This window comes from Microbacterium sp. FW305-3-2-15-F-LB2 (assembly GCF_058787255.1).
In genome coordinates, this window is record NZ_JBYSZO010000001.1 from 3,004,016 (window position 1) to 3,029,732 (window position 25,717).

The following is a 25,717-nucleotide window of genomic DNA, read 5'->3' on the forward strand; positions in this document are numbered from 1 at the left end:
CCTTCATGGTCAGTGGGATTCGCGCAGGACCGCGGGTCCGGTCGCCCCGACGAGGAAATCGAGGTCGGCGCCGGTGTCGGCCTGCTGGACGTGCTCGACGTAGAGCTGCTCCCACCCGCGGCGCGGTGCGGCGTATGCGGCGGTCGCCGCCGACGCCGGTTCGCGGGCTGCCAGCTCCTCGTCGGAGACCAGCATCCGAAGGCTCCGGCCGGCCACGTCCAGCTCGATCAGGTCACCGTCGCGCACCAACGCGAGGGGACCCCCGGCCGCAGCTTCGGGAGCGACGTGCAGCACGACGGTGCCGTAGGCCGTCCCGCTCATGCGTCCGTCGCAGATGCGGACCATGTCGCGCACCCCGCGCTCGAGGAGCTTCCGCGGAAGGGGCATGTTCGCCACCTCGGGCATGCCGGGGTAGCCCCGCGGCCCGCAGCCGCGCAGCACGAGCACGGAGTCCTCGTCGACCACGAGGTCGGGGTCGTCGATGCGGGCCCGCATGTCTTCGACGGAGTCGAACACGACGGCGGGACCGCGGTGACGCAGCAGTGCCGGAGTGGCCGCGGCGGGCTTGATGATCGCTCCCGACGGAGCGAGGTTGCCGCGCAGCACCACGATCCCGGCATCCGGCAGCAGGGGTTCGTCCGCCGTGCGGATCACCGCACGATCCCAGACCTCGTGCGCGTCGAGCTCATCGACGAACGGGCGGCCGGCGACGGTGATTGCCGTGGGGTCGAGCCGATCCCGCACCTCGCGCAGGACCGCGAGGTAGCCGCCGGCGCGGAAGAGGTCCTCCATGAGGTACGTGCCCGCGGGTTGGAGGTTGACCAGGAGGGGTACGCCCTCACCGATCGCGTCGAAGTCGTCGAGCGTGAGGTCGACGCCCACGCGCCCCGCGATCGCGAGCAGGTGAACGACGGCGTTGGTCGACCCGCCGATGGCGGCGAGCGCGACGATCGCGTTGTGGAACGACGCCTTCGTCATGACATCCGCGGGGGTCCGTCCCTCACCGGCGAGTTCGACGATGCGTCGACCGGTCGCGTGCGAGTACTCCAGCAGACGGCTGTCGGGGGCCGGGATGCCGGCGATTCCGGGGAGCGTCATGCCCAGCGCCTCGGCCATGAAGGCCATCGTCGAGGCGGTGCCCATCGTGTTGCAGTGCCCGCGGCTGCGGATCATCGACGACTCCGTCGAGCGGAAGACGTCACTGGTCAGACCTCCGGCGCGCACCTCTTCGCTGAGCTTCCACACGTCGGTCCCGCACCCGAGGGGCTTCCCGCGGAACGTGCCGTTGAGCATCGGCCCGCCGGGCACGACGATGGCCGGGATGCCGACCGAGGCGGCGGCCATGAGGAGGGCGGGGATGGTCTTGTCGCATCCACCGAGGAGCACCACGGCATCCACCGGGTTCGCGCGGAGGAGTTCTTCCGCCGCCATCGCCGCCATGTTGCGCCACAGCATCGCGGTGGTGCGGACGGTCGTCTCGCCGATCGACACCATGGGCAGGTTGTAGGGGATGCCGCCGGCCTCGTACACGCCGTTCTTCACGCTCTGCGCGACCTCGTCGAGGTGCGTATTGCACGGCGTGAGCTCCGACGCGGTGTTGGCGATCGCGATGTTCGGACGCCCGTCGAAGGCGTGATCCGGCACGCCGCGGCGCATCCACGCGCGATGGAGGTACGCGTTGCGGTCGTCGCCGCCGTAGAACTCGGCGCTGCGCCGGCCGCCCTCGGGTGCGTCGTCGGTCATGGGGTCGTTCCTCTGTTCGGGGACGGCAGCACGAGCTCGCCGTCGCGGCGGTGCGGGATGCCCGCCAGGGCCTCGTCGCGCAGATCGAGGGGAAGCGCCGCGGCGGGTGCCTGCTGGTAGGCGACCGGGCGCAGGAACCGGCGAATCGAAGTGGCCCCCACCGAGGTGTAGGTGTTCGTCGTCGCGGGCCACGGACCCCCGTGGTGCTGGCTCCACGTCACGGCGACGCCCGTGGGCCAGCCGTCGAACACGACACGTCCGACGCGCTCTTCCAGGGCCGCGACGAGGGCGTCGACCGGCTCACCCGGCTGCGCGTGGAGGGTGCCCGTGAGCGAACCGCCGACGAGGGCGAGAGCGGCGACGACCTCGTCGATCTCGTCGTACTCCACGAGCACCGTGACGGGGCCGAAGCACTCCTCCAGGAGCGCGTCGGACCGCTCGCGGAACGTGCCGATGTCGGTCGCGACGACGACCGCGCGCACGGGGCCGGACGCCTCCGAGGTCTCGCCCGCGACGACGCGCGCCGCCCCCTCCTCACGCAGACGATCCACCCCGGGGCCGAACGCCTCCGCGATGCGATCGGTGAGCAGCGTGAACGCGGGACGCTCGGCGACGCGCGCGCGCAGGCGCGGGTCGTCCGCGGTCCCGCGCGGCACGAAGACCAGTCCCGGCTTCGTGCAGAACTGCCCCCCGCCGAGGGTGAACGAGGCGACGAGCCCGTCGAGGATCGCGTCGCCCCGGGCCGCGACCGCGCCGGGGGTGACCACGACCGGGTTCGTACTCCCCAGCTCGCCGAAGAACGGGATCGGATCGGGTCGGCGAGCGATCTCATCCATCAGCCCCCGCGCCCCCGCGAGGGAGCCGGTGAAGGCCGCGGCACGGACGGCCGGCGCCCGCACGAGATCGAGCCCCGCCTGGCGGCCCTCGACGAGACCGAAGGCCCCCGCCGGGGCACCCGCGGCGGCGAGCGCATCGGTCACGATCCGCGCGGTCGCCCGCGACAGCTCCGGGTGGCCGGAGTGGCCCTTCACGACGACGGGGCATCCCGCCGCCAGGGCCGCGGCGGTGTCTCCCCCGGCGACCGAGAACGCGAAGGGGAAGTTCGACGCCGAGAAGACGGCGACCGTCCCCAGCGGCCTCAACAAGCGACGTAGCTCCGGGCGCGGCGGCACCGCGGCGAGGTCGGCGCCGTCGACGATGGCTTCGAGGTACGAGCCCTCCTCGATCACCCCGGCGAACAGGCGCAGCTGCCCGGTGGTGCGGGCGACCTCGCCACGCAAGCGCTCGGAACCCAAGTGCGTCTCGCGGTCGGCGATCTCGACGAGCTCGGGCGCCGCGGCATCCACCGCGTCCGCGATGCCCCGCAGCCACCCGGCCCGAGCCTCGCGGCTCGCGGCGCGGAGAGCCGGCGCCGCGTCGGCGGCGAGGGCGACGACGTCGCTCACCCCGCCACCGACGCGGAGGGTTTCGACCGCCTCACCGGTCATCGGGATCCACCACGATCTCGACCGGAGTGGCATCCGTCAGCTCGACGACCACGGATGCCGCGCCACTGTAGACGCGATAGCGGCCCGCGAACCCGTCGATCGCGACGATGCCGTCGGCGTCGGCGACGAGGTCGGTCGGCGCCACCCACCATTCGTCGCGGATGAGCGCGTGCAGCGCGTCGTACGCGGGCTTGCGGGAGCCGTCGGCACGGATGATCCCCGCGGGCGCGCCGAGCCAGGCGCCGTGATCGGTGATGCCCCAGTAGGTGAGCGATTCGACCGCCGGGTTGGCGAGCACCGTGCGATAGTGGCGCACGATCTCGTCGGCCTGCCGCGCCTCCCCCTCGGGGGTGCTCGGCCAGGCGTCGACGATGTAGTCGTTGAGGTCGACGATCTCCGGGGGCATGATCTCGCCCGAGAGCAGCGTGGTCTCGGTCATCTGCAGCGGCAGACCGAACGCCGCGAAGCGCTCCAGGATCTGCGCGATCTGCTCCTCGCCGCGGAACCCCTGGTGCATGTGGGTCTGCACCCCGAGCGCGTCGATCTGGATGCCGGCATCCAGGCAGTCCGCGATGAGGCGCTCGTAGTCGGCCGACAGATCGAAGTCGTTGAGGACGAGACGGGCGTCGGGGTTCGCCTCGCGGGCGGACTCGAACGCCAGCTTCACCATCTCGACGCGTCCCTTGGACTGCGCCAACCGCGTGACGGCGTTCTCTTCCGCGGTGAACACCGGGAGGATCACGGCCTCGTTGATGGCATCCCACAGATCGATCACCCCGGCGAAGTCCGCCACGACGGTGCGGACGCGGTCGCGCAGGACGTCCTCGACCTCGGTGTCGCTCAGGTCCAACAGCCACGATGGCGTGAGGGTGTGCCACACGAGCGGGTGGCCCTTGATCTGCACGTCGCGCGCGGCGAACCACTCGGCGGTGCGCTTCAGGCGGACCTCGTCGGTCTGCCCCCGCTGGGGCTCGTACCCGCGCCAGTAGAACGGCAGGGTGACCGCGTTGAAGAGGGCGAGGTAGTCGGCCGCGAGGCGTTCCGGGTCGAGGGCGAGCGCTCCGCCGAAGTGCTCGAGTTCCCGCGCGCCCTCGATGTCGGGTGCGCCCGCGATCCACTCGATGAAGTCGAAGCCGATGTTGCCGAACCCGAAAGCGTGCGCGGTCTGCTCGACCCGCGCCCGGGCGCCCGCGAGGGGACGCCCGGACGGGTCGACGAGGCGCACGCGTCCACCGACGCGGCGCTGCGAGAGATCAGGCATCGGGCGTGGACTCCCCGCGGGCGCCCGGGTACCAATCGGGAATCGTGTTCTCGGTCACCGCGATGAAGACGTCGTCGGGCCGCACACCCTCCGCCTCCAAGCGGCGCGCGACAGCGCGGAACGCCCGAGCCTTGGTCTCGTCGTCGTACATGCTGACCATGAGGATGCGGACGTAGAGCACGTCGCGACGCTCGCCGCCGAGGTAGTGGGGGTCGGCGATGATGTGATCCGCGGGCAGCGGGTGGATCACCTGGAAACGGTCCTCGATGTCCATGCCCAGGCCTTCGGCGAGACCCTGGTGCACGGCCTCGGCGTACGCGAGGCGCGTTTCGACGGGGACGGTCTCGGAGACTTCGATCGTGATGAGGGGCATCAGGCCCACACCTCCTTGGTGACGCGCACGTCGGCGCGGTTGCGAGCGGACTCTTCGATGGCGAGCCCGAGCAGATGGTCCTGGCAGGCGTCCGCCAGGGAGTAGGGGCCCTCGGCCTCGCCGCGCGCCCAGCGCCCGGTGAGTTCGAGGAACGAGGCGACCGCGATGTCGTCCTCCGACAGGCGCGTGCCCACCCAGGGGTTCCGGTAGACCATGCGCCCCTCGAACGCAGCCGAGACGACCTCATTGCCCTCGAGGTTCATGTCGACTCCGGTGCGGCGGTACGTGATGGGCGAGGTCAGTACGCCCTCGCTCGACAGGCGGGTCACCGCGTCGTCCACGATCTCTCCGAGCGATCCACGGACGACGAGCCGCCGGGCCAGCAGGGGGTTCCACCACTGGTTGTCGACGAAGTCGTACAGCCCCATCCGGCCGTCGCCGAAGTCGATCGTTCCGATCGTCGTCGTGCGCGGCTGCGGCTGCGGGTTCTCGACCCACCCGTCGAACGTGAGGGGGTCGGCCAGCGGAGCGGTGAACGTGCGCGCCGAGACGACGGCATCCGTCATTCCCGCACCGAGGTACGCCCGCATGATCGACGTCGCGTGGTACAGGTGCGTGGAGGCGACCTCGACCGCGGTCGGCTGACCGATGGCCCCCGAGCGCACGACCTCGAGTCGTGCCGCGTGCCCCGGCATGAGCATGTACTGCTCGGCGACCTGGACGCGTCCTGACGCTCCCACCGCCGCCCACAGGTCGCGCAGACCGTCCGCCGTCGGAGCCGGCGGGGTCTCGGCCAGGACGTGGGCCCCACGCTCGACGAGCTCCGTCACGACACCGGGCATCGACGGCCACGAGACGGAGGCGATCACGAAGTCGGGCTCGAGCGCCAGGATCTCGTCGATCGTGCGGACGACGGGGATGCCCCACCGCCGGGTCATGCGCTCGGCCGCTTCATCGCTCCGGGCCAGCACACCGACGGCCTCCAGGCGATCCGGAGAGGTGGCGGCCATGCGGATGTGGAAATCGGAGCGCCAGCCGGTGCCGACGACGGCGAATTTCAGGGGAGTGCTCAAGACGGGTCCTTCTACTTGGGGGATGAACGGGGGAACGAGGAGGGGGAGGTGTCAGACCTGGCTCATGCCGCCGTCGACGACGAGGTCGACACCGGCCACGAAGCTGGACTCGGCGCTGGCGAGGAACGCCACGGCGGCCGCGACCTCTTCCGGCCGACCGATCCGGCGCAGCGGGACCATCTGGGCGACGGCGGCCGCCACGGCCTCGGAGCCGCCGGTGAACTGATCGAAGCCCGCGGTCGCGGTCGGACCGGGGCTCACGGCGTTGGCCCGGATGCCGCGCTCCCCCAGCTCCGCCGTCAGCGTGCGGGCGAGCGAACGGACCGCCGCCTTGGTCGCGTTGTACACCGCGTGGCCGGGCCCGCCGTTGGCCCCTGCGATCGAGGACACCAGCACGATGCGTGCGTGGTCGTTCAGCAGCGGCGCGAACCGCTGCGCCGTGAAGAACGTTCCGCGGAAGTTGAGGTCGCTTACGTAGTCGAACGCCGCGGCATCCGTGTCGGCGATCGGGGTCGACGAGATGTCGCGCCCGGCATTGGCGACCAGCGCATCGACTCCGCGGCCCATCGTGCGCACCTCGGCGGCGAGTTCGTCGAGCCCGTCGAGGCTGCTGGCGTCGGCCTGCAACACGCGGGCCCGGGTCCCCCACGCCTCGCGTGCCTCGGCGATGCGTGCCGCGGTGAGGCCGGTCGTGACGACGTCGGCGCCCTCGGCGAGGAAGCGTTCGACGATCGCCCGGCCGATCCCGGACGTGCCCGCCGTGACCACGGCGACCTGGCCCGTGAGCAACCCGCGGGTCACTTCAGCGCTCCCGCCGCGAGGCCCCGCTCGAACGAGCGCTGCAGCAGGAGGTAGGCCGCGATCACCGGCACGGCCGTGATGACGGCCGCCGCGAGCACGCCGGTCTGATCGTTGGTGTATTGGCTCATGAAGAAGGTCGGCAGGAGCGTCACCACCTGCTTGCTCGGGTCGTTCAGCATCAGCAGGGGCAGCAGGTAGGCGTTCCAGCTGTTGATGAGGGTCAGCACGACCACGGCGCCGGCGATCGGCCGGGTGAGGGGCAGCACGATGTGCCAGAACACCCGGACGATGTTCGCGCCGTCGATCCGCCCCGCCTCCATCAGCTCGGTCGGGATGCCGTTGAAGAAGCTGCGCGCGAGGAGCACCGTGAAGGGCACCTGCAGGGCCGCGAGCGGCAGGATCACGGCGATGAGTTCGTTGTACATGTCGAACCTCGACGCGGTGACGAACAGCGGTGTCAGCAGCACGGCCTCGGGCATCGTCAGCGCGACGAGCAGGAGCCAGAACCAGATCTCCTTGCCGGCGATCCGCAGTTTCGCGAAACCGAACGCGGCCAGCATCGTGCACACGTACACGAGGGCGATCGTCGAGGCCGCGATGATGATGCTGTTCAGGAAGTAGACGTGGACGATGCCGGTGGCGAACACTTTGCCGTAGTTGCCGAGACCCTGGCCGGCGAGCGACCCCTGCACCATCGCGATCAGGGGGAACAGGTAGGGCAGCACGATCAGTGTGGCCAGGAGCTGCAGGCCCCACCGCGAGGACCGGGAGCGGATGTCGAACATGGATCAGGCTCCTTCGGACGAACGGTTGATCCGGTTCATCAGCAGACCTCCGCCGATCGCCAGCACGAGCAGGGCGATGGAGATCGCAGCGGCGTACCCGAAGTGCTTCTCCTGAACCATGGTCTGGAAGATGTAGGTGCCGAGGAACTCGGTCGCGTGGTTGGGTCCTGCCTTGGTCACGAGGTACGGCACGTCGAAGGTCTTCAGCGCGCCGATCACACCGAGCACCGCGAGGGCGACCGCGGTGCCGCGGCACATCGGCCAGACGATCGACCAGAGCGTGCGGATGTTGCCGGCGCCGTCGACGCGCGCCGCCTCCAGGATCTCCGGCTCGATCTGACTCATCGCCGCGTAGAAGAGGATGAACGTCAGACCGGTCCACTGCCAGATCGTGACGAGCATGACGACCGCCATGGCCGTGACGTTGCCGGCCAGCCACGGCTGGGTGAGCGAGCCGAGGCCGATCGCCGAGAGGATGCCGTTGAACGAACCGTTGGCGTCGAAGATCAGGCGGAAGACGGGGGCCATCGTCGCGGGCGCGAGGACGGTGGGGACGAAGATGATGACCTTGTACAGCGGCGCGAGATGGATGCGCGAGTGCATGATCGCCGCGAACACGAAGCCGATCACGGTCTGCGCGGTGAAGGTCACGACGAAGAAGATCGCGGTGTGCCCGATCGCGCCCCAGAACACCGGGTCGCCGAACATCTCGACGTAGTTGTCGGCGCCGACGGACTCCGACGGGCTGAGGATGAAGCCGTTCCAGTCGAGCGTCGAGACGTAACCGGTGTAGCCGATCGAGAAGTAGATCATCCCGACCACCAGGGCGAGGGCCGGAAGGATCCAGGGGAGGCCGCCCGGGGAGGGGGACTTGCGTCCGGTGCGCGGGGCCTGCCGCGCGCTGCGGCGCGACCGCCCCGCGGTCACGAGTGTTTCGGTGAGGGTGCTCATGTGCTCTTCCTTGAGTCGGCCCCTTCGCGGGCGGGAGACATCCCGCCCGCGAAGGGGTGGCAGCACGTACTACTTCTGCGAGTCCACGACGGTCTGCAGACCGGCGAGGGCGTCGTCGATGGTCACGTCGCCCGTGGCGACACCGATGAGGGCGTCACGGAAGGCCGAGTTCAGGTCGGCCGACACCGTGGCGAACCGCGGCTGCGACGACGAGGCCGCGACATCCGTGTACTGCTTCAGCGCCTCGAGCTGGACCTCGGGGTTGACGAGGTCGATCTCGTCCCACTGGGGCTGGATGCCGAGCAGCGACGGGATGTCATTGAGGGTGTTGGCCACGGTCTGCTGTCCGGCCTCGGTCGTCGTCAGCCACGTGACGAAGGTCTTGGCCGCCGCTTGCTGGTCGGACTGCGCACTGATCGCGAGACCGTAGTCGGCGTCGCCGAACATGTTGCCGGTGTTCCCGGTGTTGGCGACGTCCGGGAACTGGATCGGGATCATCGTGAACGGTTCGGGGTTGGACACGCCCGCCGCCTCCATGGCGCCGACCATCGTGTCGCGCACGGTGTACTGCGTGTACCAGGTGCCCATCATGACCATGGCGTACTGACCCGACATGAAGGCGTTGCTGGCGTCGGGGTACTGCTGGAGACCGACGGCGCCGTCCTGCATGATGCCGTCGTCGAACAGCGACTTCCAGATCTCCATGCCCTCGACGAACGCGGGGTCGGTGTACGGGCGCTCCCCCGTCGAGGCCTCGATGTAGGCACCGGGCTCGACGTTCTCCATGATCGCCTCGAAGGTGTCCATGTCGAACGCCCATTGCCCTGCGCCCTGGACGAAGCAGCCCTGGCCCGCGGCCTGGAAGGTCGCGCAGACCTTCTTCCACTCGTCTAGCGTCGTCGGCGGCGTCAGCCCCTGCGCGTCGAACATGTCCTTGTTGATCCACAGGCTGCCCGAGTAGACCGATCCGGCCGAGAGCCCGACGACCTTGTCGTCGACGACGAGCCCTTCGACCCCGGATGCCGACAGCTTGTCGCGCCAATCGGCACCGAGCGCCGCCTCGACGACGGGGGCCAGGTCGATCGCTCCGGCCTGGAAGGTCTCGACCCCGCCGTTGGCCGAGCCGGGCGCGACGTTGAAGATGTCGGGTCCGTCTGCCGAGGTGATGGCCGGCCCCATCACCGAGTCGTAGTTGTCGATCGGCTTCGAGACGAACTCGACCTTGATGTCGGGGTACTCCTCGTTGAACGCGGCGATCAGCTGGTCGGCGACGGGCTTGTCCGGCGTCCACCCCCACCAGACCAGGTCTCCCTCGGTCGCCGATCCCGAGTCGTTGCCGCCCGACGCGCCGCCCGAGCAGGCGGCGAGGGACAGCAGCGCGATTCCTGCGACGGCCGTCGCGCCGACGCGACGCCACGGCGATGTCTTCCTTGACATGGATTTTCTCCTCTAGTGCTGCAGGTCTGGTGCGCCTGGCATCCGTTGCTTGGCGCACGTGTGCTCGCAAGTTTTACCGACACTGGAAAGTAACTTGTTGCGCAACTTGCGTAATGGTTATAGTAGATCCACCGCCGCATCGGGGTCAAGAGCCCGCGGGTCGCCGGACGGGAAGAGGGAGCACATGTCGCAGCGCACCGCCACACTGGCCGAGATCGCTCATGTCGCCGGGGTCTCCGTGCCGACCGTCTCCCGCGTGCTCAACGGACGACCGGGCATCTCGGCTCCCAAGCGCGAGGAGATCGAGAAGCTGCTGGAGGAGCGCGGCTACGAACGTCGCAAGACCCGCCGCGAAACTTCCCTGCTCGATTTCGTCATCGTGAGCCTCGAGACCCAGTGGGCCACGGAGCTCCTCCGCGGAGCACAAGCCGAAGCCGCGCGCGCCGGAGCCGATCTTGTCGTGACCGCGACAGAAGGATCACCGGCCGGCTCCCCCGAGTGGCTGCAGCGCGTCGCCGGGCGCGGAACAGACGGCATCGTCATCGTCGTGTCCGAGATCGATCCCGTCGGCCGCGACGAGCTCGCGAGGTTGAACGTGCCGGTGGTTCTCGTCGACCCGGTGGGCACCGATACCGAGTCCTTCGTCACGGTGTCGGCGGCGGACTGGTCGGGGGCACGGGATGCCACCGACCACCTCCTCGACCTCGGTCACACCCGCATCGGTTTCGTGACCGGCCCCCTCAACCTCGAGTGCCATCAGGACCGGCTCGACGGCTACATGTCGGCGCTCGGACGCCGCGGGATCACGCCTGATCCGTCGCTGGTGCGGATCGGTGATTCGCTCACCTCGGGCGGCATCCGGTTCGGCGGGGAGCTGCTGGACTCCCCCGACCGCCCGACCGCGATCATCAGCGGCTCCGACGAGCAGGCGTACGGGATCTACCTGGCGGCCCGCGAGCGCGGACTGAGCGTGCCCGACGATCTCTCGGTCGTCGGCTTCGACGACGTCGACCTGTGCCGCTGGGTGAATCCGCAACTCACCACCGTCCATCAGCCTCTCGCCGGCATGGCGTCCGAGGCGGCCCGCCTGGCTCTGGCCATGTCGCGCGGCGAGACCATCGCCAACCGCCGCGTGCAGCTGTCCGCCGAACTCGTCGTTCGCGAGTCGACGGCGCCGCCGCGGGCGGTCTAGGGCGCGTTGCCGGAACGGGAGTCCATCGCTCGCGCGGTGAGCGTCAGAATGTCGCGGACGAGCGCCTCGTCGTCACGCCCGGCTCGCAAGCCGGCGGGCACCTGATCGTCGAGGAGGAGCCCGGCGAGTCCGTGCACGAACGACCACGAACTGATGAGCGCGTCACCCGGTGTGTCGTCACCGAAGGCGCCGCGCATCACCGTGGCGGCTGACGCGACGCTCGCGACGGACTCGTCGCTCTCACCGCCCGTCGCGCCGGAGAACATGAGGCGGAACAGGGCCCGGTGCTCGAGCGCGAAGCGCACGTAGGCGAGCCCGCTCTCCACGAGAGCGTCGCTCGGGTCCGAGATGTCGGCGCGGGTTGCGGCGAGCTTGTCGAACCCGGAGGCGGCAAGAGCCGCGAGCAACTCGTCCTTGCTCGCGAAGTGGCGATAGGGCGCGTTGTGCGACACGTCCGCGCGCCGGGCCACCTCGCGCAAGCTCAGGGCACCGACGCCGCCCTCCTCGAGAAGCTCCTCGGCGACGTCGAGCAGCCGGGTCCTGAGATCGCCATGGTGATACGGGCGCGCCGAAGTTGACATTGACAACATTCCTTCCCTACGATGTGGGCATTGCCAACATCTTAGAGGAGAATCATCATGAACACGCCCGATCGCGACGTCTGGATCATCGGAGGGTCACGAGGCCTCGGCCACGAGATCGCGCGCCAGTACGCGAATGCCGGTCGGCCGGTCGTCGGCTTCGCACGATCCGTGATCGCCGACGCCGCCCCCTTCCGTCACGTCTCGACGCTCGATGTCAGCGACGATGTCGCGGTCGACGCGACCATCGATCACACGATCCGCGAGCGCGGCACGCCTGCTCTCGTGGTCTACCTGGCGTCGCAGCTGTACCAGGGCAGCATCCTCACGCGAGTGGATGCCGACCTCGTCCGCGAGGTCGACGTCAACTACCTCGGGTTCGTCCGAGTGGCGCGCGCACTGGCCCGCCATAAGGATGCCGCCCACGCCACCCGTCTCGTCGCCACGGCATCGACGCTCGGGTACATCGGCACCCCGTCACTGGACAACTTCAGTGCCGCGAAAGCCGCTCTCGTCTCGTTCGCACGGTCGGCACGCTTCGAGCTCGGCGGTCGGGGCATCGAGATCGCGATCGTCTCCCCGCCGCACATGGAAAACGGTGCGGATCTCATCGGTCCCCAGCGCTACCCCATGTCGTGGGCGGCGCCGCGGTTCGCGCGCGAAGCGGCGGGCCGACGCTCCGAGTACCTTCTCGGGTCATCGAACCGCAGCATGCAAGCCATGGCGCGGTACGTGCCCGGCCTGGCGCGGTCGATCATGCGGGGCATCGGCGCCGACGCTCTCCAGCGGGGCGCGTCGAGCACTCACGCCTAGCTGCGCGGTGTGGAGGGTCGCCTGAGCCGACCGGTGCGGTGTCCGCCTCAGAAGGAATCGGACGCCGGGCCGCCCATGATCTCCTCGTCGAGGTCGGCCAGCTCGGCCGCGCGGCGTCGATCGAGCACACGGTCGGCTCGGCGCGGCGAGCTGTCCTCGCTCGGGTGGAGAGCCCGCACGACCTCCTGATCGGTGGGCGCCGGGGCGGACGACATCTCGCGCAGGAGCTGCGCGTTGCGCGCGTCCGCTGCCTCGACCCGGTCGTGAGAGCCTTGACCTCGCCCTCCCGACCGGGCCACTCGGAGGAGGAACGGGTCCTGTTGCACCCCGGCCCGGCTGAGCGACGTCGCCGTGCTCCGGTCCGGCAGCCGGACGAGCTCGTCGACCGGCCATCCCGCCAGACGAATCGACGACCGTGGCGCCGCGTGGAGCCCCAGCCGGAAAGAGAAGGTCGAACCGACGTTCGCCTCCACCGCGACCTGCATGGCCGGGGTGAGCGAGTCGAAACTCTGGGTCGCGACGATGACGCCCACACCGAACTTGCGCGCCTCGGCGAGCAGGGTCGGCAGCGCCCCGAAGGTGTAGAGGTGGGCCTCGTCGACGAGAAGGATGTGCGGCCGCCGATCGCGGCGTCGCCCGAGGGCGACCAGGTGCTTCAGCAGCCAGAGCGCGCCCAGGGTGCGCGCCGAGGCGGTACCCAGGGTGGGCCCGGCGAGGTCGACGAGCAGGGGGACCGCATCGTCCATGACCTGGACGACATCGACGCAGTCCTCGGCGCGTCCGACGATCTCACGCATCGCCCGTTGGCCGACCAACGGCTGGAATTTCGACAGGGCCCACGACGTCACGTTGACGGCCTCCTCGCCCCGAAGCATGCCGATCTCCGATCGGAGGCGGTGGGACAGTTCGGGCTCGGTCGAAGCCAGACGCGCGGCGAGCGCGTTCACACGCGACAGGTCGGAGGCGACCGCCAGGACGTGCAGGAGAGTCGCGCGGGGGCCGAACCACGCGCACACCCCGTCGACGAGCAGGCCGAACCAGCGTCGCCACCGGGGACCGACGATCCCCTCGCCCCGTGGGTCGAACATCGACTGCACGAGTTCGACGAACTCCGACACGGCCTGCTCCCGCGCGTCGGGATCGGGTTCGGCCAGCAGGTTGAGAGGGGCGGGCACGAGGAGGTCACCGTGGCGGACCACGCGCACGCGTCCCGACTGCTCGTCCGGAAGAGCACGCAAGACCTCGTCGACGCCGGAGCCGTGGTGCTCCAGCAGCGTGAATCCCACGCCCTGAACGGCGAGCTCCAGGGCCATCCGGCTGAGCAGCGTCGTCTTCCCCGCACCGCTGCGACCCTCGACGAAGGCGTGCCGCAGCAGGTCGTCCACGGCGACCCGCACACGGGTCGTGCCGGCACCGGCCACGCGTGCGGTTCCCAGATCGATGGATGCCACCGAGCGGCGCGGCACGCCGGCCACGTCGATGGGCCGGTCGGGCACGGGGCGAGGGCTCGTCGGCATCGCGAGGATCGGCGCCCGGCCGGACGCGGGAAGCCGGAGCAACGCGAGACCCCATCCCTCGGGGCGCACGGCACCCCGCACGTTGACCGAGGCGGCCTCGTCGAAGCGGGGACCTTCGGCATCCGCGAGGCGAAGGCCGATGCCCCAGCTGCGCACGGCTGCGCGCAGGGGCGCGAAGCCGGCCCCGACGCCCCGGGCGCAGCCTGCGATCCCGATGAACGCGCGCGCGAGGACCGGCGTGCCTCGATACGCCTCGATCGCGGCGATCTCCGCGGGGGTGCCGCCGGGGCCGAACAAGTCGTCGTCGAGCATCGAACGTTCGAGGGGGCCGGCGGCTGCGACCAGCATCCGCACGAATCCCCCGTCGATCTCCCTCAGGGCCTCCAGCAACGGGGTGGCACCCTCCCGTTCCCCGCGCGGCCAGGAGGGCGCGGTGACGGAGCCCTCCGGCGCGGCGCGGACGTCTGCCCGGTCCCGGACGAGTTCCGCGACGATCGACGGTTCGAGCGGTCGTCGCGGGCGTGCCGTCGCGGCGACCGTGCCGATGCCACCCAGTGCCAGGGCGACGTCGGCCTGCCATTCGGCAGGAACGTCACCCAGGGCGACGACATCCACCTCCACGCGGGAGCCCGTCGTCGATCGAGCCACGACGTCGATCCCGGCTCCCGCGGGCCACTCCCCGATGGTCCGCAGAAGGGCGCGTTCGGCCGTGGCGGCGCGCGCCTCGGGGAGATCGTCGCGCCACAGTGAGCGCACGATGAGTCGGTTCCTGCGGGCGACGGGTGCTCCGCCGATCACGGAGCCGTCGCCCCGTCACCGACGGCCAGGGCTTCTTCGAGCCCTTCCCAGAACCCCGGGCTCGCCGGCGCCACACGGGCTGCCAGATCGCCGCAGACCACGCACGCCGGGTCGCGTTCGACCTTCACCCAGACGCTCTGCGGGGCGACCTGGGTGGGACCGCCGACGACGTCGGGGAAGAAGTCCCACGCGGGGTGGGTCGCGAGCATCCCGAGCGTGCGCCCACGTCCGACGGATTCCGCCACGAGCGGTGCCAGTGCGCCCTCCGGTCCGGCGAGGATGCCGAGGGCCACGAGACTCGCCGCCGACGCGACCAGTTGGATCGACGCACCGAGTCCGGGCTCGGCGACCAGCCGTCCGCCGAGGCCATAGTCCTTCGCGGGCCGGTGCATGTCGGTGGTCGCCCCGTTGCCGAGGGCGCAGGACACGCACGCGGAATCCGCCGACGGGAGAGCGATCACGATCTCGCCGGCGCGCGCCCCGGCGTACATCGCGCAGCAGACCATCGGGATGCCGGCGGCGTAGGCGTGGTGGGCGAGCAGGAACTGCTCGCGCATGTCATCCGTGGCACCGATGACGAGCGTGGCGTCCCGGACGAGCGCACCGAGGTCGGTCTCCCCCAGGGTCTGCGGCACCTGCCGCACCACGGCATCCGGGGCGACCTCCTCGAGGCGACGCGCGAGAGCCGCCGACTTGGCGAGCCCCACGTCGCGCGCCACGTAGACGCTGCGCGAGAGATTGGCGGCCTCGACCTCCTCGGGGTCGATGAGCGTCAGGCGTCCGACGCCGGCGCGGACGAGGTCCTCGGCGATCCGACTGCCCACCGAGCCCAGCCCCGCGACCACGACATGCTGCTGCGCGAGGTCGCCCACGAGCGGGAGCGCACGGTGCAGCCGCTCGCCGCGGTCGATCGACGACACTCCGCCCGCCAGCGCCCGCAGTTGGGGCGCCGGCGGCGTGGCCGGGTCCCAGGGCGACGGGAGGATGCGAGGACCCTGAGCCCCCGCCTCGACCCGGACGGGACCGGCCAGCGGGTACGCCGCAGGCACCACCAGCACCCGCTCGGGCCCGGCCTGCAGGAAGACGCTCTCTCGACCCCGGTACCGTCCGGTGCGCGGGTACGGCGCGTCGCGCTCGAGCCCGTCTCCCGCGGACACTCCACTGTCGACGCGGATGCCGACGTCGGCGAGCGGCGCCACCAGGTCGACGACCGACCCGGTGATGCGCACGACGACGGGGCGGCCGCCCTCGAGGTGCACGCGATGCAGCGACATCCGGTGGTCGACACCGATCGAAAGCTGGCCTGCGCCGGGCTCGCCCCGAGTGATGATGGCCACGATGAGGGAGCCGATGTGGGGGTTGAGGCGCAGCGTCTCCGCCGTCGAGGCGATGTCGGTCCCCGAGGGGTCGACGACGCCACGGGGGTGACTGTGCACGGTGCCCAGGAACTGACCCGCGCCCGCGCGCTCCAGTCGCTGGACGGTCTCATTGATCTCCGGGCTGATGTCCCAGTGGGCGGGGCCGTAGTCACCGAAACCGTCGTGGACGGCGAGGGTCACCAGGTCGGCCATGCCCAGGAGCACGGCGCCGCGTTCGGGCGGAACGGACGCGATGTGCGTGACGAGCTCGGCGATGACGCCGTCGCTGAAGCGCACCGGCGCGGCGAGCGTCCGGGCGCTCACAGCGAGAATCCCGGGTTGTGGCCCGCCATCCGGGCGGACGTGTAGTACATCCATTTCGCGGCGACACCGCGGACCTCGGTGAGGGTACGACTCGGCTGGCCCGCGGGGCCGCAGAGGATCGGCATCTCGCGCCCGCCGACGCGGGTGCGGATGACGTGGTCGGCGTGGCCGAACCGGGAGTCCACGTTCGGCGCGATGGACGCGATGTCCCACAGGTTGCCGCGCGAGGGGTTGCGGAAGGCGAGGAACGTGAAGCGCTCGCCCGGAAAGGGCGGCTGCATGTCGAACAGCCAGCCGCTGAACTCGCCGTTCGACGAGCGCACCGGACGCCAGTTCTCCACGTTGTCGGGGTCGAGGCGCGACACCTCCCACACGTCATCGCTCGTGACGGCGCCCGGCTGAGCGGCCATGCGCACCGAGGGCACGACGCTCACCGGCTCGGAGGTGCTCCCCTCGTGCTTGGTGATCGCGCCACCCGGTCGCACCCCGAGGTCGGGACCGTTTCCCGATTCGAGGTCGCGCACCTGGTCGAAGACCTCCTGCCATCCGGATGCCGCCATCCGCTGGCGCGGCACCGTCGACACCGGGGTGGGGTCGGCCTCGTCGGCGACCGCCGTGATGACGCCCGAGGGACGCACGACGAGGTCGGCGCCGGGGCGCGCGACGGGGAGGTGGGCGTCGGCGCGGACGGCGACGACACCGCGGCCGGTGGGCGGGGCGCCGACGAGCGCCGCGTCGACCGGGGGCATGGGTTCGGGCGCGGGCGCCCAGCGGACGGGTTTGCCGTCGCGCACTTCGATCAGCGTCAGGACGCCGTCGTCGTCGGTCATGAGGGACTCCTTCTTCGCGGTGGGGTGGGTGGTCAGTAGTGCCCGTGGACGAGGTGGAACGCCGCCACGAGGGGCGGGCCCTGAACATCGAGTTCGATCGCGCCCATCACGAGAGGATCCGATCCCGGGGCCGCCTCCACGGCGGAGCGCACGATCTCGGCGCCCGAGTCCTTCTTGGTCTCCGACGGGACCGCGGCGATCGCCCGGGGCTTCGATTGCTCTTTCACGTTCACCCTTCGGCGATGGCCAGGGCGATGGCGACGATGGCGGTGATGACGAGCGCCGCCGCCGCCACGACGGCGGCGATGATGACCACCGCGGGAAGGACGGCGACCATCCCCGCGATCGCGACGGCGACCAGCGTGCGTGACTGCACGACATCCGCCCGGGCGAAACCTCCGGTCCTCGCCGCGAGCACGACCAGGGCGACGGCGGATGCCGAGAGCACCGCCGGCTGGAGGGCGGGCACGGGCCACAGGAGAATCGCGGCCGGCACGGCGCCCAGACCCTCCGCGGTGGCCGCGGTACTCAGCAGCGTCGGGAGGGTGACGAACTCCGCGATCGCCGCAGCCGCCGCAACGACGAGCACGACCCAGAAGAAGATGCGCGTCCGACGGGTGAGAGCGGCCGCCGCGCGCGAGCGCGCCTGTGCGACGTCGGCGAGCGTCGGGCGCCGCGCGGGCTGATCGCGGAACTGGTCGAGAATGCTCACGCTTCGCTCTACCGATCCCCGTCGATGACACACGCAAGACGTGCGCCGCCGGGGATCGGTACACGGAATGCGGCCGAAGCCGACCGGGCTCCGGCCGCTCCGGACGCGGCCCCCGCCGACGGGATTTCTGACACCTGGAGGCCCGGGGAACCCTCCGAAATGGAGAATGCCCGCCCCCTCAGCAGCGCCGTTTTTCCTGCTCCACGCTGACATCCACCCCGACGACGGCTCGGGAAATCAGCGAAGGAGCATCACCGTGTCAGAGTTCCTCCCCTTCTCCCCCGAACGCCTCGAGAACCCGCCCACGAGCCGGGCGGAGGCCCTGGCTCACGCCATCCGTGACACCGACCCCGCGACGACCTCGCTCGCCCTGAGGTGCATGAAGTCGCTCTACGCCGGCCTGATGCCGCGCGCCAGCAGCAGCAAGCCGATCCCCGCAACCCCGGCCTCGATCCGCATCGCCGAGATCGCCGGCGTCGAGATCGACACCCTGGCCGCGGCGAACACGATCGCGCTCAACCAGGCGATCGACCCGGCGCTCGGCGCACAGATCACTCGTGTCGGCGAGGTCCTCGCCCGTGCGGTCGAGGCGGTCCTCTCGGCCTCCTCCACCGTTCGTTCCGAAGTGATCGCCGCGCAGGAGCGGCTCGTGGGGCGCACCACCAGCTCCGAGGAACGGGCGAACTTCCGCACCCGGATCACCTCGCGCCTCGGCGACGAGGCCGCCGACGCCCTGCGGAACGACCCCGCCCTCGTCCTGGACGCCTTCGGCGTGGAGCAGGCGATCCTCGCCGCCGCCCGGGCGGGCATCGCCGATCCCTCGAACCCGCGATGGTCCGGCCACTGGACGGCCGAGCGGCGCCGCGCGAACGGCGAACCGCGTCCGATCGCCGTCCTCGACTCCGAGGCCCGGGCCCGATGGGAGGCCCACGCGGCAGCCGCGCGTCCGCGTCTGCTCGCGGTCGCGCTCCGCTACGCGAAGCACGATCTGGCGCGTGCGGAAGACCTCGTCCAGGAGGCGCTGGTGAAGATGCTGCAGTGCGCCGGCGCGGACGACCTGGACACCTTCGTCCGTTACGGCCTCACGCAGCTCAAGCAGGTGAACGCCGACGGCTACGTCAAGGCGGACCGCGCGATCAGCGTCGACTGGGAGCACCGCGAGGAGGGCGAAGACAGTCTGACTCCGGAAGACCGCGCCTTCGGTCACCTCGCCCGAACATGGGCGAGCGACAGCGAGCGTCAGGATGGACGCCTCGATGGAATGGCCGCGCTCCGGCGCCTGTCGACGGTGGCGGACGCCACGCCGGAGGGTGTGGTGCGCCGCGAGATCGGCCGCATCGCGGAAGCCCTTCGGGCCGGATCGATGGATGCCGAGCTCCTCACCGATCGGCCCGCGCTGATCGCCCACCTCGTCCAGGTCGCGCGGACGGAGAACGTCCTCAGCGCCGCGTCCGCGAAGAGGATGGTGATCGCAACGCTCGAGAAGATCGCGGGCGAGGAGCGCTAGCGCGGAGCGGGGCGAGCCCCGCCGAGGGCTAGCCCCGCTCCGTCTCTCGGGCGACGATCATCGTCGAGTCGCAGATCGGGCAATGGGCTCCGCGCACCTTGCTCGTCGGCCCCGCCCAGTTGCAGTTCTGGCACGTGATGTCGGTGTCCTCGGCGCCCGATTGGATGAGGCCGAGGACCTCGATGTACGAGCGCCAGCGGGAGAATTCGCCATGACTTCGCTGATCGAGAAGGTCGGCGATCTTGGTACCCGGGGTGACTTTGCCGACGACGCCGTAGTTCCAGTCCTCATCGAAGATACGAAGCGTGGCGACCATGCGATTGCGGCCGTCGAGATGAACCGAGTGCCGCCGCGTCCGCCGATGGTCGATGTCGGCAGTCAGGAAATCGAAGCCCTGCAGCGCGGGGGCGATTCTCGGCGGGAACGGCAACATGCCCCCGGTCAGAAAGGAATGGAACAGCACGCCCTGGAGAACCGAGGCCACGTTGCCCCGGGTGATTTGGGTCGTGGTGATCATCTGCTCGTACGCCACGTCGAGATCGAGGACGGTCGGCAAGGCCTTGGCGCGGAGAAGAAAGGCCGTGGAGACGGCGAAAGCGGCGCACAACGCACGGTGGCGCATGACGCGGGTGGTGACTCTCCAATTCAGGCTGGAGAGGTATCCCATCTCATACCGCTCTTTGGCGAGATACTCCTTCGTCTCGAGGATCTCCAGGATCTTCACAGTGCGCGCCGACCAGTGCAGCGCTCCCGCGATCTCGCGGGAGACGATCTCCGGGCGCTTCTCGATCTGAGTCCTGGCATCCGAACTCATGAACGCTTCGAGCACCCTGACGGCGCCGCCGGCGAGAGCCAGACTCATCTGATGCTCGGTCTCGAGCGACGAGCGTTCATCGACACGGACATCGCTGAATTCGTCATCCAGCATTCTTCGCGTCCGGTAGACCTCGGTCACCCCGCGGATGCCCTCGTCGATCGTCCGCGCCAATCCCTCTCGCGTACCCTCCTTCGTCGCCAGAACTGCTCTGTCTCGACGATTGAACGCGGCGTACTCGAGCCCGGCCACTCGCGATTGCTTCAACAGCTCGCCGAGGAGCTTCTGGAGTGCCGCATCTCGGATGTTGACGCAATCGAGGCTCACGGACTGATCGGCGAGCAGAACGGTGCGCTTGCTCGCGGGGAGCATCGCATCGAACCGCAGATCTTCGTCTCGCCGCAGTGTGAGGTACTCCCGGATGACGGCCCGCGTGGGCTGGCTACGGACGTGAAGAGCCAGGGCGAAGATCTCGCGCGCCTTGGCATTGGCAGCACGGACGAAGACGGGGAGGGAGGGGTCGAGGGTTGCCTCTCCGCGCGCGGCGTCGTCACGTTTTTCCGTGACATGCAACGGCCTCGATAGCAGCCGCTCCTCGAACTGCGTGAATGCATCGGAGAGCTGATCGAGCCCGAGGAACAGCCGCCGAGCCGAACTCCGCCGGTCGAGAACCGCATCCACGGTCTTCTGATTCCATTCGTGGATCACCGAGTAGAACTCCATGCGGGCGATGCTGGCCTGCGATCGCAGGATCTGCTGACGCTCGTCGCTGCTGTCCTCGATGGTGACACCGAATTCTTCCGCCCCGCCCATGTCGAGCAGATCGTTCGTGAACCACACCCGGGCCATCGAGTGCCGCAGATGAAAGAAGTGTCGCTGGGTATCGACCCGCGCCCCGAGGTAAGCGGCATGACGGTCAACGGCGAGGCGGCGCAGAACCATGAGCAGCTGAGCATTGCGCGCTTTGTCGCCCTCGCCCGGTCCCACCACCCGCGGGTCATTGTTCAGAGCGTCACGGAGACGGGAGAGGAGCCAGTCCCCCTCGCTTCCCGGCAAATCGGGCTCGGGGGGCCAGGAGAGGGATCTGCGGTTCTCAAAACTCCACCGCGGGTGCGCGGTCGCTTTCCTGGCGCTCCACTCGGCGTCCACGGTCGCCCAGTCGAGATCGAGCGGCTCGGCGGCCGCGGCGATGGCGTTCGGGTGACCAGCCACGGCGGCCTGCCATCGCGATCGATCCGAGTATTCGAGCAGCGGGGCGGCGGCGGCCTCCTCCGCGGGGGCACTCAGGTCCCCGCGATCGATGAACGGGTTGCCATCGACGGCATCGGAGGGGAATCCGTCGATCCCCCAGCGGCGCGCGATCACCTTCGCCGTGTGGGCGATGTCCTGACGCGACCGCGCCGGCGGCGGCGCCGTGCGGTAGGCCTCGACGACCCTTCGCAGCACCAATCGCGCGGCGGTCAATCCGTCGGGACGCCACACGCCGTCGTCATCTCGGACGAGCCGGTTGAGCGGGCCCAACTGCGCGGCCGTCCAGCTCTTCGACATCCCCTCGGAGCCCCGGATGACGTGCCGGAACCCCGTGGCCAGGGCCACGATGTTCTTTGCCGTCGGCAGAACGGTCGGCGTCTGTTCGTCCCCCATTGCGCCCTCCCCGTGCGTTTTCGGATCATATCGATGTCCCGCGGAGGCCGGTGTCCCGATTCCGCGGACCGGCGGAGGGATCGGATCGCGCTCGTGGACGGTATTGGTCCTTGCGCCGACGCGGCACGGTCCACCATCATCGAGCTGATCGCCGCTATGGGGGTGGCGGAGTCCGGGGGGACGAAAATGGCGTGTGCGTGCGTGAACGCGGGAAAGCCGACCTGCGCGATGTGCAAGGAAGCGAAGACGAACGGGCTGCCGGTCGGCATCCACGCCTGCCAGTGGGGAACCTGCTCCTGATGCCCGCAATCGATGTCGAGGCGGTCCGCGCGAAGATCGCCGAGCGCGACGAGACCCGCGCGCGTTGCGCGCAGTGGTGCGCCCAGGCGCTGCAGGAGTTCCCGGATGCCGTCCGCGCGATTCGGACCCCGACGCGTGGTAATCCTGACTTCTTGAAGCATGTCTTCGGCCGCGACGCGAGCACCGGGGTGTGGCCCATCCTTCGCGTGGACAACACCGACAACTTCCTGATCGAGATCGGCCACGGAGCCGCATTCACCGGGTCGGGCAAAGTCTGGGCCGACGGGAAACAGGAGAGCGTCGACACGGTCGCCTGGTGGATCGCCGCCCGGTGCGGTTACTCGATGAGCGTGGCCTCGACCGTTTTCGAGAAAGCCCTCATGGGTGAGTCATGGTCGGTGCGGGACGCGCTGAGGGCGGCCGGCACCGTCTGAGCCCGACGCCGGTGGGGCAGCCGCCGCGGTCAGTCGCCGAAGGGGATCCTGACGGTGCGGTTCTTCCGCGCCAGGGAGTCGACGAGGTTGCCGCCGGCATCCGTGTGGGCACGAACTCGGGGAGGTCGGTGGACGCGCGCTCGGTCCGAGCCCGCACACGAGCAAGACCCGCGTCGGATCGGGAACGACGTCCTCGATCCGACGCGGGTCGGTGTCCGCGAGCCGGCTCAGCGCAAGCGGGCTTCGAGCCCGCGGATCTCGTTGAGCACCCGCTCCGCCGAGCGCGTGTTCGAGTCGGCATCGCGCTCGGCATCCGCCGCCTTCTGGTCGCACTCCCGCTGGTGCTCGTACGCCCGCGACGGGTTCGAGGGGCGGTCGCGCTGGGCGCGGAAGCGCTGCGCGTTCGCGCGCTGCGCGCTGGCCTGCGCCAGGTGCTCCTTGCGGATCGCTTCCAGGTCAGCGATCTGGTGCTTGATCAGTCCGGTGTCACTCATGTCGGGCTTCCTTTCGGGGCGTTGTCGTCGCGACCCGATTGCTCTACCGATCCCCGGCGGACGGCGCGAACCATCGCACCCATGGGCCGGGGAGTCGGCGCCGATCAGGCGGCGAGGGCGAGCGCTTCGCCCGCCCCGAGGCGCAGCTTCGCGTGCGTGTGGCAGGCACGCCAAAGCTCGGCGGAGGAGCGGCCGCGTCCGAGGATCTGCCGCGTCGCCAGTCCCGCCGCGTCCGCGGCGTGGGCGAGCCCGGCGAAAGCGTGGTCACCGGATGCCACGATCAGGGTGCCGAAGCGACGAGCGACGAAGTCCAGGTCGGCGAAATCCAGCAGTGCGAGATCCGCGCCGTCACGACCATTGCGGACCCGCCACTGCACCGGCTCGCCGACGAGAGCGAGCGCTGCGGACTTCGCGGTGACACCGCTCGCCGCGATCACCAGCTGGTCGCCCGGCCGCGCCGCGACGGCGAAATGGCGGTAGACGTGCCACACCCGCCGGTATTCTTCCGCGGCCAACCCGGGGCCACCGGCGAGGTTCTCGATGTCGATGAGATGAAGGCGGCGAGCGCGTGTCTCGCAGCGCTCACGGGTGACACGGCGTGCGATGCGGTGTTCGGCACGGATACTGCTCATGATCGCTCCCTCCGTGGACCGCCGCCGTCGCCCTCGCGACGGTTCACGGCGGATCCGACACGCCTGCTACCGATCCCGCCGTCATGACACCTCGTCCCCGGGATCGGTTGATGATTCGATGACCTCGACGATGGAGAGGAGGGCGACCATGCAGAACACCACCAAGGAAGCGCGCAAGTGCGGCTACTGCAACACGAGCAACAACGTCAACAACACGCAGTGCATCCAGTGCGGCCGCGAGCTGTGACCGTGGCGGAGGGGCGGGCTTCGGCCCGCCCCTCCCGTGCGCGTGGGGCCGCCCCGCCGCCCAGCGAGGTCGCGGCCCGCCAACGACGAAAGCCCCGGCGAACCGGGGCTTTTCGTGGCGGAGACGGAGGGATTTGAACCCTCGGTCCCCTTACGGGGACTCCACCTTAGCAGGGTGGTGCACTAGGCCTGACTATGCGACGTCTCCAGGTGATCGACGCCGGAGCGCGAGCACACCGGTCCATACTAACCGGTCGGGGCGTGGCATCCGAATCCAACGAAGGGATGCCACGCCCCGCCGCTCAGCGGACGTTGCCGTTCGAGCAGGTGGCCTGCGCCGCGGTCTGACCGGCGATCTCGGACGGCAGCGTGATGACGCTCGACGACGGATCGGGCGTCGGGGTCGCACCGTCGGTCGGCACCGGGGTGTCCGACGGTGCGGGTGTGGCGCTCTCGTCGGCTATGACGCCGTCGCCACCGCTGAGGTCGCCCGACAGCTGGATCGGCTGGTTCGCGGCGAGTGCCGACCACAGAGCGTCCGCGGCGTCGTAGTCGGGCACCACGCGGTTCGGGTCGGCCGGGTCGGCGAAGGTGGGGTACTGCACGAACACGATCTCGTTGAACGGCACGTCCTTGACGGCCATCGCGATCTGCACGAGCGTCAGCGGGTTGGTCAGCGACGTCGACGGGTCGACGTTGCGCAGAGCGGTCGAGGCGAGCTTGTACAACGTCGCCGGGTTCGAGAGGACTTCCTCGCTGCGCAGCTTCGTCGTCAGGCGCGACATGTACTGCTGCTGGTTCGAGATGCGCCCCAGGTCTCCGCCGTCGCCGACACCGTGGCGGGTGCGGAGGAACTGCAGGGCATCGAGGCCCTGGATCGTGCGCATGCCCGCGGGCCAGTCGATGCCGGTGTTGGAGTCCTTGATGCCGTTGGCGATACAGACGTCGACACCACCGATGGCGTCCGTGATGTTGATGACGCCGCCGAAGCTGACCTTCGCCGCGAAGGGGATCTGCAGCCCGCTCAGCTCGGACACGGTCTGCACGACGCACGCCAGGCCGCCGTACATGTAGGCGCTGTTGATCTGTTGCTTCGACATGGCCGAGCTGACGTTGCCGTCCGCGTCGGTGCACGACGGGATCGGCGCCATGAGGTCGCGCGGGAACGAGATCACGGTGACGCGTCGCGGGGCGTCGGAGATGTGCACGAGCATGTTGACGTCGTTGAGGTTGTCGCCCGCGTCCGGCCCTGTGCAGCGGTCGCCGAAGTACTGCGCGAAGTCGGGTTCGCACTCGTCCGTGCCGACGAGGAGGAGATTGACTCCACCCTTCAGTTCACCCAGGTCTGGCGGAACGGCCGGCTGGTCCGGCAGGTCGACGGCGTCGGCGGTGAAGCTCGACGACAGGTCGTACACGGCGTACGCGGCCACGCCGGCACCGGCGACGAGAACGACGGCCATCGCCACGGCGAGCGCGCGGAAGAACTGGGCGAGCGGTCCCACCGACCGCAGGCGTCCGTGACGCGCGATCGTCGCTCGTCCGCGCGGGGTCGTGGTCTTACTCACTCGGGTCCTTTCGGGAGGACGGATGCCAGAGGGCGGCACCTCAGG

The 25,717-nt window shown here is 70.0% G+C and carries 23 protein-coding genes and 1 tRNA gene; 4 read left to right on the plus strand and 20 right to left on the minus strand.

Annotated elements, in window-relative coordinates; genetic code table 11:
- Positions 1-9 precede the first annotated feature (9 nt).
- From AC3WLZ_RS14525 to AC3WLZ_RS14565, 9 genes are all read right to left on the minus strand, one after another.
- A complete protein-coding gene (locus AC3WLZ_RS14525) occupies positions 10-1,743 on the minus strand; it encodes an IlvD/Edd family dehydratase (protein ID WP_492470514.1) in 1,734 nt (577 codons plus the stop codon).
- The gene (locus tag AC3WLZ_RS14530; protein ID WP_492470515.1) at positions 1,740-3,230 is read right to left on the minus strand and encodes an aldehyde dehydrogenase (NADP(+)); all 1,491 of its coding nucleotides are present in this window, start codon (positions 3,228-3,230) and stop codon (positions 1,740-1,742) included. The genes AC3WLZ_RS14525 and AC3WLZ_RS14530 overlap by 4 nt, the downstream gene beginning before the upstream one ends.
- Positions 3,220-4,491, minus strand: coding sequence for an endo-1,4-beta-xylanase (locus tag AC3WLZ_RS14535; protein WP_492470516.1), 1,272 nt, complete (start codon positions 4,489-4,491; stop codon positions 3,220-3,222). Before AC3WLZ_RS14535 ends, AC3WLZ_RS14530 begins: the two co-directional genes overlap by 11 nt.
- A complete protein-coding gene (locus AC3WLZ_RS14540) occupies positions 4,484-4,864 on the minus strand; it encodes a tautomerase family protein (RefSeq protein ID WP_128216211.1) in 381 nt (126 codons plus the stop codon). The genes AC3WLZ_RS14535 and AC3WLZ_RS14540 overlap by 8 nt, the downstream gene beginning before the upstream one ends.
- A complete protein-coding gene (locus AC3WLZ_RS14545) occupies positions 4,864-5,937 on the minus strand; it encodes a Gfo/Idh/MocA family protein (protein ID WP_492470517.1) in 1,074 nt (357 codons plus the stop codon). The genes AC3WLZ_RS14540 and AC3WLZ_RS14545 overlap by 1 nt, the downstream gene beginning before the upstream one ends.
- 51 nt (positions 5,938-5,988) lie before the next feature.
- Positions 5,989-6,738: an SDR family NAD(P)-dependent oxidoreductase gene (locus AC3WLZ_RS14550; protein WP_412925627.1), complete on the minus strand. Its 750-nt coding sequence runs from the start codon at positions 6,736-6,738 to the stop codon at positions 5,989-5,991.
- Positions 6,735-7,523: a carbohydrate ABC transporter permease gene (locus AC3WLZ_RS14555; protein ID WP_412925628.1), complete on the minus strand. Its 789-nt coding sequence runs from the start codon at positions 7,521-7,523 to the stop codon at positions 6,735-6,737. The genes AC3WLZ_RS14550 and AC3WLZ_RS14555 overlap by 4 nt, the downstream gene beginning before the upstream one ends.
- Before the next feature lie 3 nt (positions 7,524-7,526).
- Positions 7,527-8,474, minus strand: coding sequence for a carbohydrate ABC transporter permease (locus AC3WLZ_RS14560; protein ID WP_412925629.1), 948 nt, complete (start codon positions 8,472-8,474; stop codon positions 7,527-7,529).
- Positions 8,475-8,543: 69 nt separating this feature from the next.
- Positions 8,544-9,911 (minus strand): ABC transporter substrate-binding protein, encoded by a 1,368-nt coding sequence (locus tag AC3WLZ_RS14565; protein ID WP_492470518.1) that lies wholly within the window; start codon positions 9,909-9,911, stop codon positions 8,544-8,546.
- A gap of 184 nt (positions 9,912-10,095) precedes the next feature.
- Between AC3WLZ_RS14565 and AC3WLZ_RS14570 the strand changes: the two genes are divergently transcribed.
- Entirely contained in the window at positions 10,096-11,103 is a 1,008-nt protein-coding gene (locus AC3WLZ_RS14570) for a LacI family DNA-binding transcriptional regulator (RefSeq protein ID WP_412925631.1), read from the plus strand.
- On the opposite strand, the gene AC3WLZ_RS14575 is transcribed toward AC3WLZ_RS14570, so the two are convergent.
- The gene (locus AC3WLZ_RS14575; protein ID WP_492470519.1) at positions 11,100-11,684 is read right to left on the minus strand and encodes a TetR/AcrR family transcriptional regulator; all 585 of its coding nucleotides are present in this window, start codon (positions 11,682-11,684) and stop codon (positions 11,100-11,102) included. The two genes, AC3WLZ_RS14570 and AC3WLZ_RS14575, sit on opposite strands and share 4 nt — an antisense overlap.
- Positions 11,685-11,741: 57 nt before the next feature.
- Here AC3WLZ_RS14575 and AC3WLZ_RS14580 point away from each other — a divergent pair, with 57 nt between their 5' ends.
- Positions 11,742-12,497, plus strand: coding sequence for an SDR family NAD(P)-dependent oxidoreductase (locus AC3WLZ_RS14580; protein WP_492470520.1), 756 nt, complete (start codon positions 11,742-11,744; stop codon positions 12,495-12,497).
- A 47-nt stretch (positions 12,498-12,544) separates the two neighbouring features.
- On the opposite strand, the gene AC3WLZ_RS14585 is transcribed toward AC3WLZ_RS14580, so the two are convergent.
- Genes AC3WLZ_RS14585 through AC3WLZ_RS14605 form a run of 5 tightly spaced genes read right to left on the minus strand, consistent with a single transcriptional unit; the run spans position 12,545 to position 18,036 of the window.
- Positions 12,545-14,770, minus strand: a complete 2,226-nt coding sequence (locus AC3WLZ_RS14585; protein WP_492470521.1) for an ATP-binding protein — start codon at positions 14,768-14,770, stop codon at positions 12,545-12,547.
- Between the two features lie 38 nt (positions 14,771-14,808).
- Complete coding sequence (locus tag AC3WLZ_RS14590) at positions 14,809-16,494, minus strand: ThiF family adenylyltransferase (RefSeq protein WP_492470522.1); 1,686 nt, start codon at positions 16,492-16,494, stop codon at positions 14,809-14,811.
- Positions 16,491-17,324 carry a hypothetical protein gene (locus AC3WLZ_RS14595; RefSeq protein WP_412925636.1) on the minus strand — a complete coding sequence of 278 codons (834 nt, stop codon included), beginning with the start codon at positions 17,322-17,324 and terminating at the stop codon, positions 16,491-16,493. Before AC3WLZ_RS14595 ends, AC3WLZ_RS14590 begins: the two co-directional genes overlap by 4 nt.
- 32 nt (positions 17,325-17,356) lie before the next feature.
- Positions 17,357-17,551: a hypothetical protein gene (locus AC3WLZ_RS14600; RefSeq protein ID WP_492470523.1), complete on the minus strand. Its 195-nt coding sequence runs from the start codon at positions 17,549-17,551 to the stop codon at positions 17,357-17,359.
- Between the two features lie 2 nt (positions 17,552-17,553).
- Entirely contained in the window at positions 17,554-18,036 is a 483-nt protein-coding gene (locus tag AC3WLZ_RS14605; protein WP_492470524.1) for a hypothetical protein, read from the minus strand.
- Positions 18,037-18,292: 256 nt separating this feature from the next.
- Here AC3WLZ_RS14605 and AC3WLZ_RS14610 point away from each other — a divergent pair, with 256 nt between their 5' ends.
- Positions 18,293-19,543 carry a sigma factor gene (locus AC3WLZ_RS14610; RefSeq protein WP_492470525.1) on the plus strand — a complete coding sequence of 417 codons (1,251 nt, stop codon included), beginning with the start codon at positions 18,293-18,295 and terminating at the stop codon, positions 19,541-19,543.
- A 28-nt stretch (positions 19,544-19,571) separates the two neighbouring features.
- On the opposite strand, the gene AC3WLZ_RS14615 is transcribed toward AC3WLZ_RS14610, so the two are convergent.
- Positions 19,572-22,001 carry a hypothetical protein gene (locus tag AC3WLZ_RS14615; RefSeq protein WP_492470526.1) on the minus strand — a complete coding sequence of 810 codons (2,430 nt, stop codon included), beginning with the start codon at positions 21,999-22,001 and terminating at the stop codon, positions 19,572-19,574.
- 299 nt (positions 22,002-22,300) lie between these two features.
- Between AC3WLZ_RS14615 and AC3WLZ_RS14620 the strand changes: the two genes are divergently transcribed.
- The gene (locus tag AC3WLZ_RS14620; protein WP_412925641.1) at positions 22,301-22,735 is read left to right on the plus strand and encodes a hypothetical protein; all 435 of its coding nucleotides are present in this window, start codon (positions 22,301-22,303) and stop codon (positions 22,733-22,735) included.
- Positions 22,736-22,962: 227 nt separating this feature from the next.
- On the opposite strand, the gene AC3WLZ_RS14625 is transcribed toward AC3WLZ_RS14620, so the two are convergent.
- The 4 genes from AC3WLZ_RS14625 to AC3WLZ_RS14640 all read right to left on the minus strand — a co-directional run bounded on the left by AC3WLZ_RS14625 (position 22,963) and on the right by AC3WLZ_RS14640 (position 25,672).
- Positions 22,963-23,229, minus strand: a complete 267-nt coding sequence (locus tag AC3WLZ_RS14625) for a hypothetical protein (RefSeq protein WP_412925642.1) — start codon at positions 23,227-23,229, stop codon at positions 22,963-22,965.
- Between the two features lie 104 nt (positions 23,230-23,333).
- Positions 23,334-23,861, minus strand: coding sequence for a hypothetical protein (locus AC3WLZ_RS14630; protein ID WP_492470527.1), 528 nt, complete (start codon positions 23,859-23,861; stop codon positions 23,334-23,336).
- Between the two features lie 362 nt (positions 23,862-24,223).
- Positions 24,224-24,315, minus strand: a tRNA-Ser gene (locus tag AC3WLZ_RS14635).
- 94 nt (positions 24,316-24,409) lie between these two features.
- On the minus strand, positions 24,410-25,672 hold the full coding sequence (locus AC3WLZ_RS14640) for an LCP family protein (protein WP_412925644.1): 1,263 nt from the start codon (positions 25,670-25,672) through the stop codon (positions 24,410-24,412).
- Positions 25,673-25,717 lie beyond the last annotated feature (45 nt).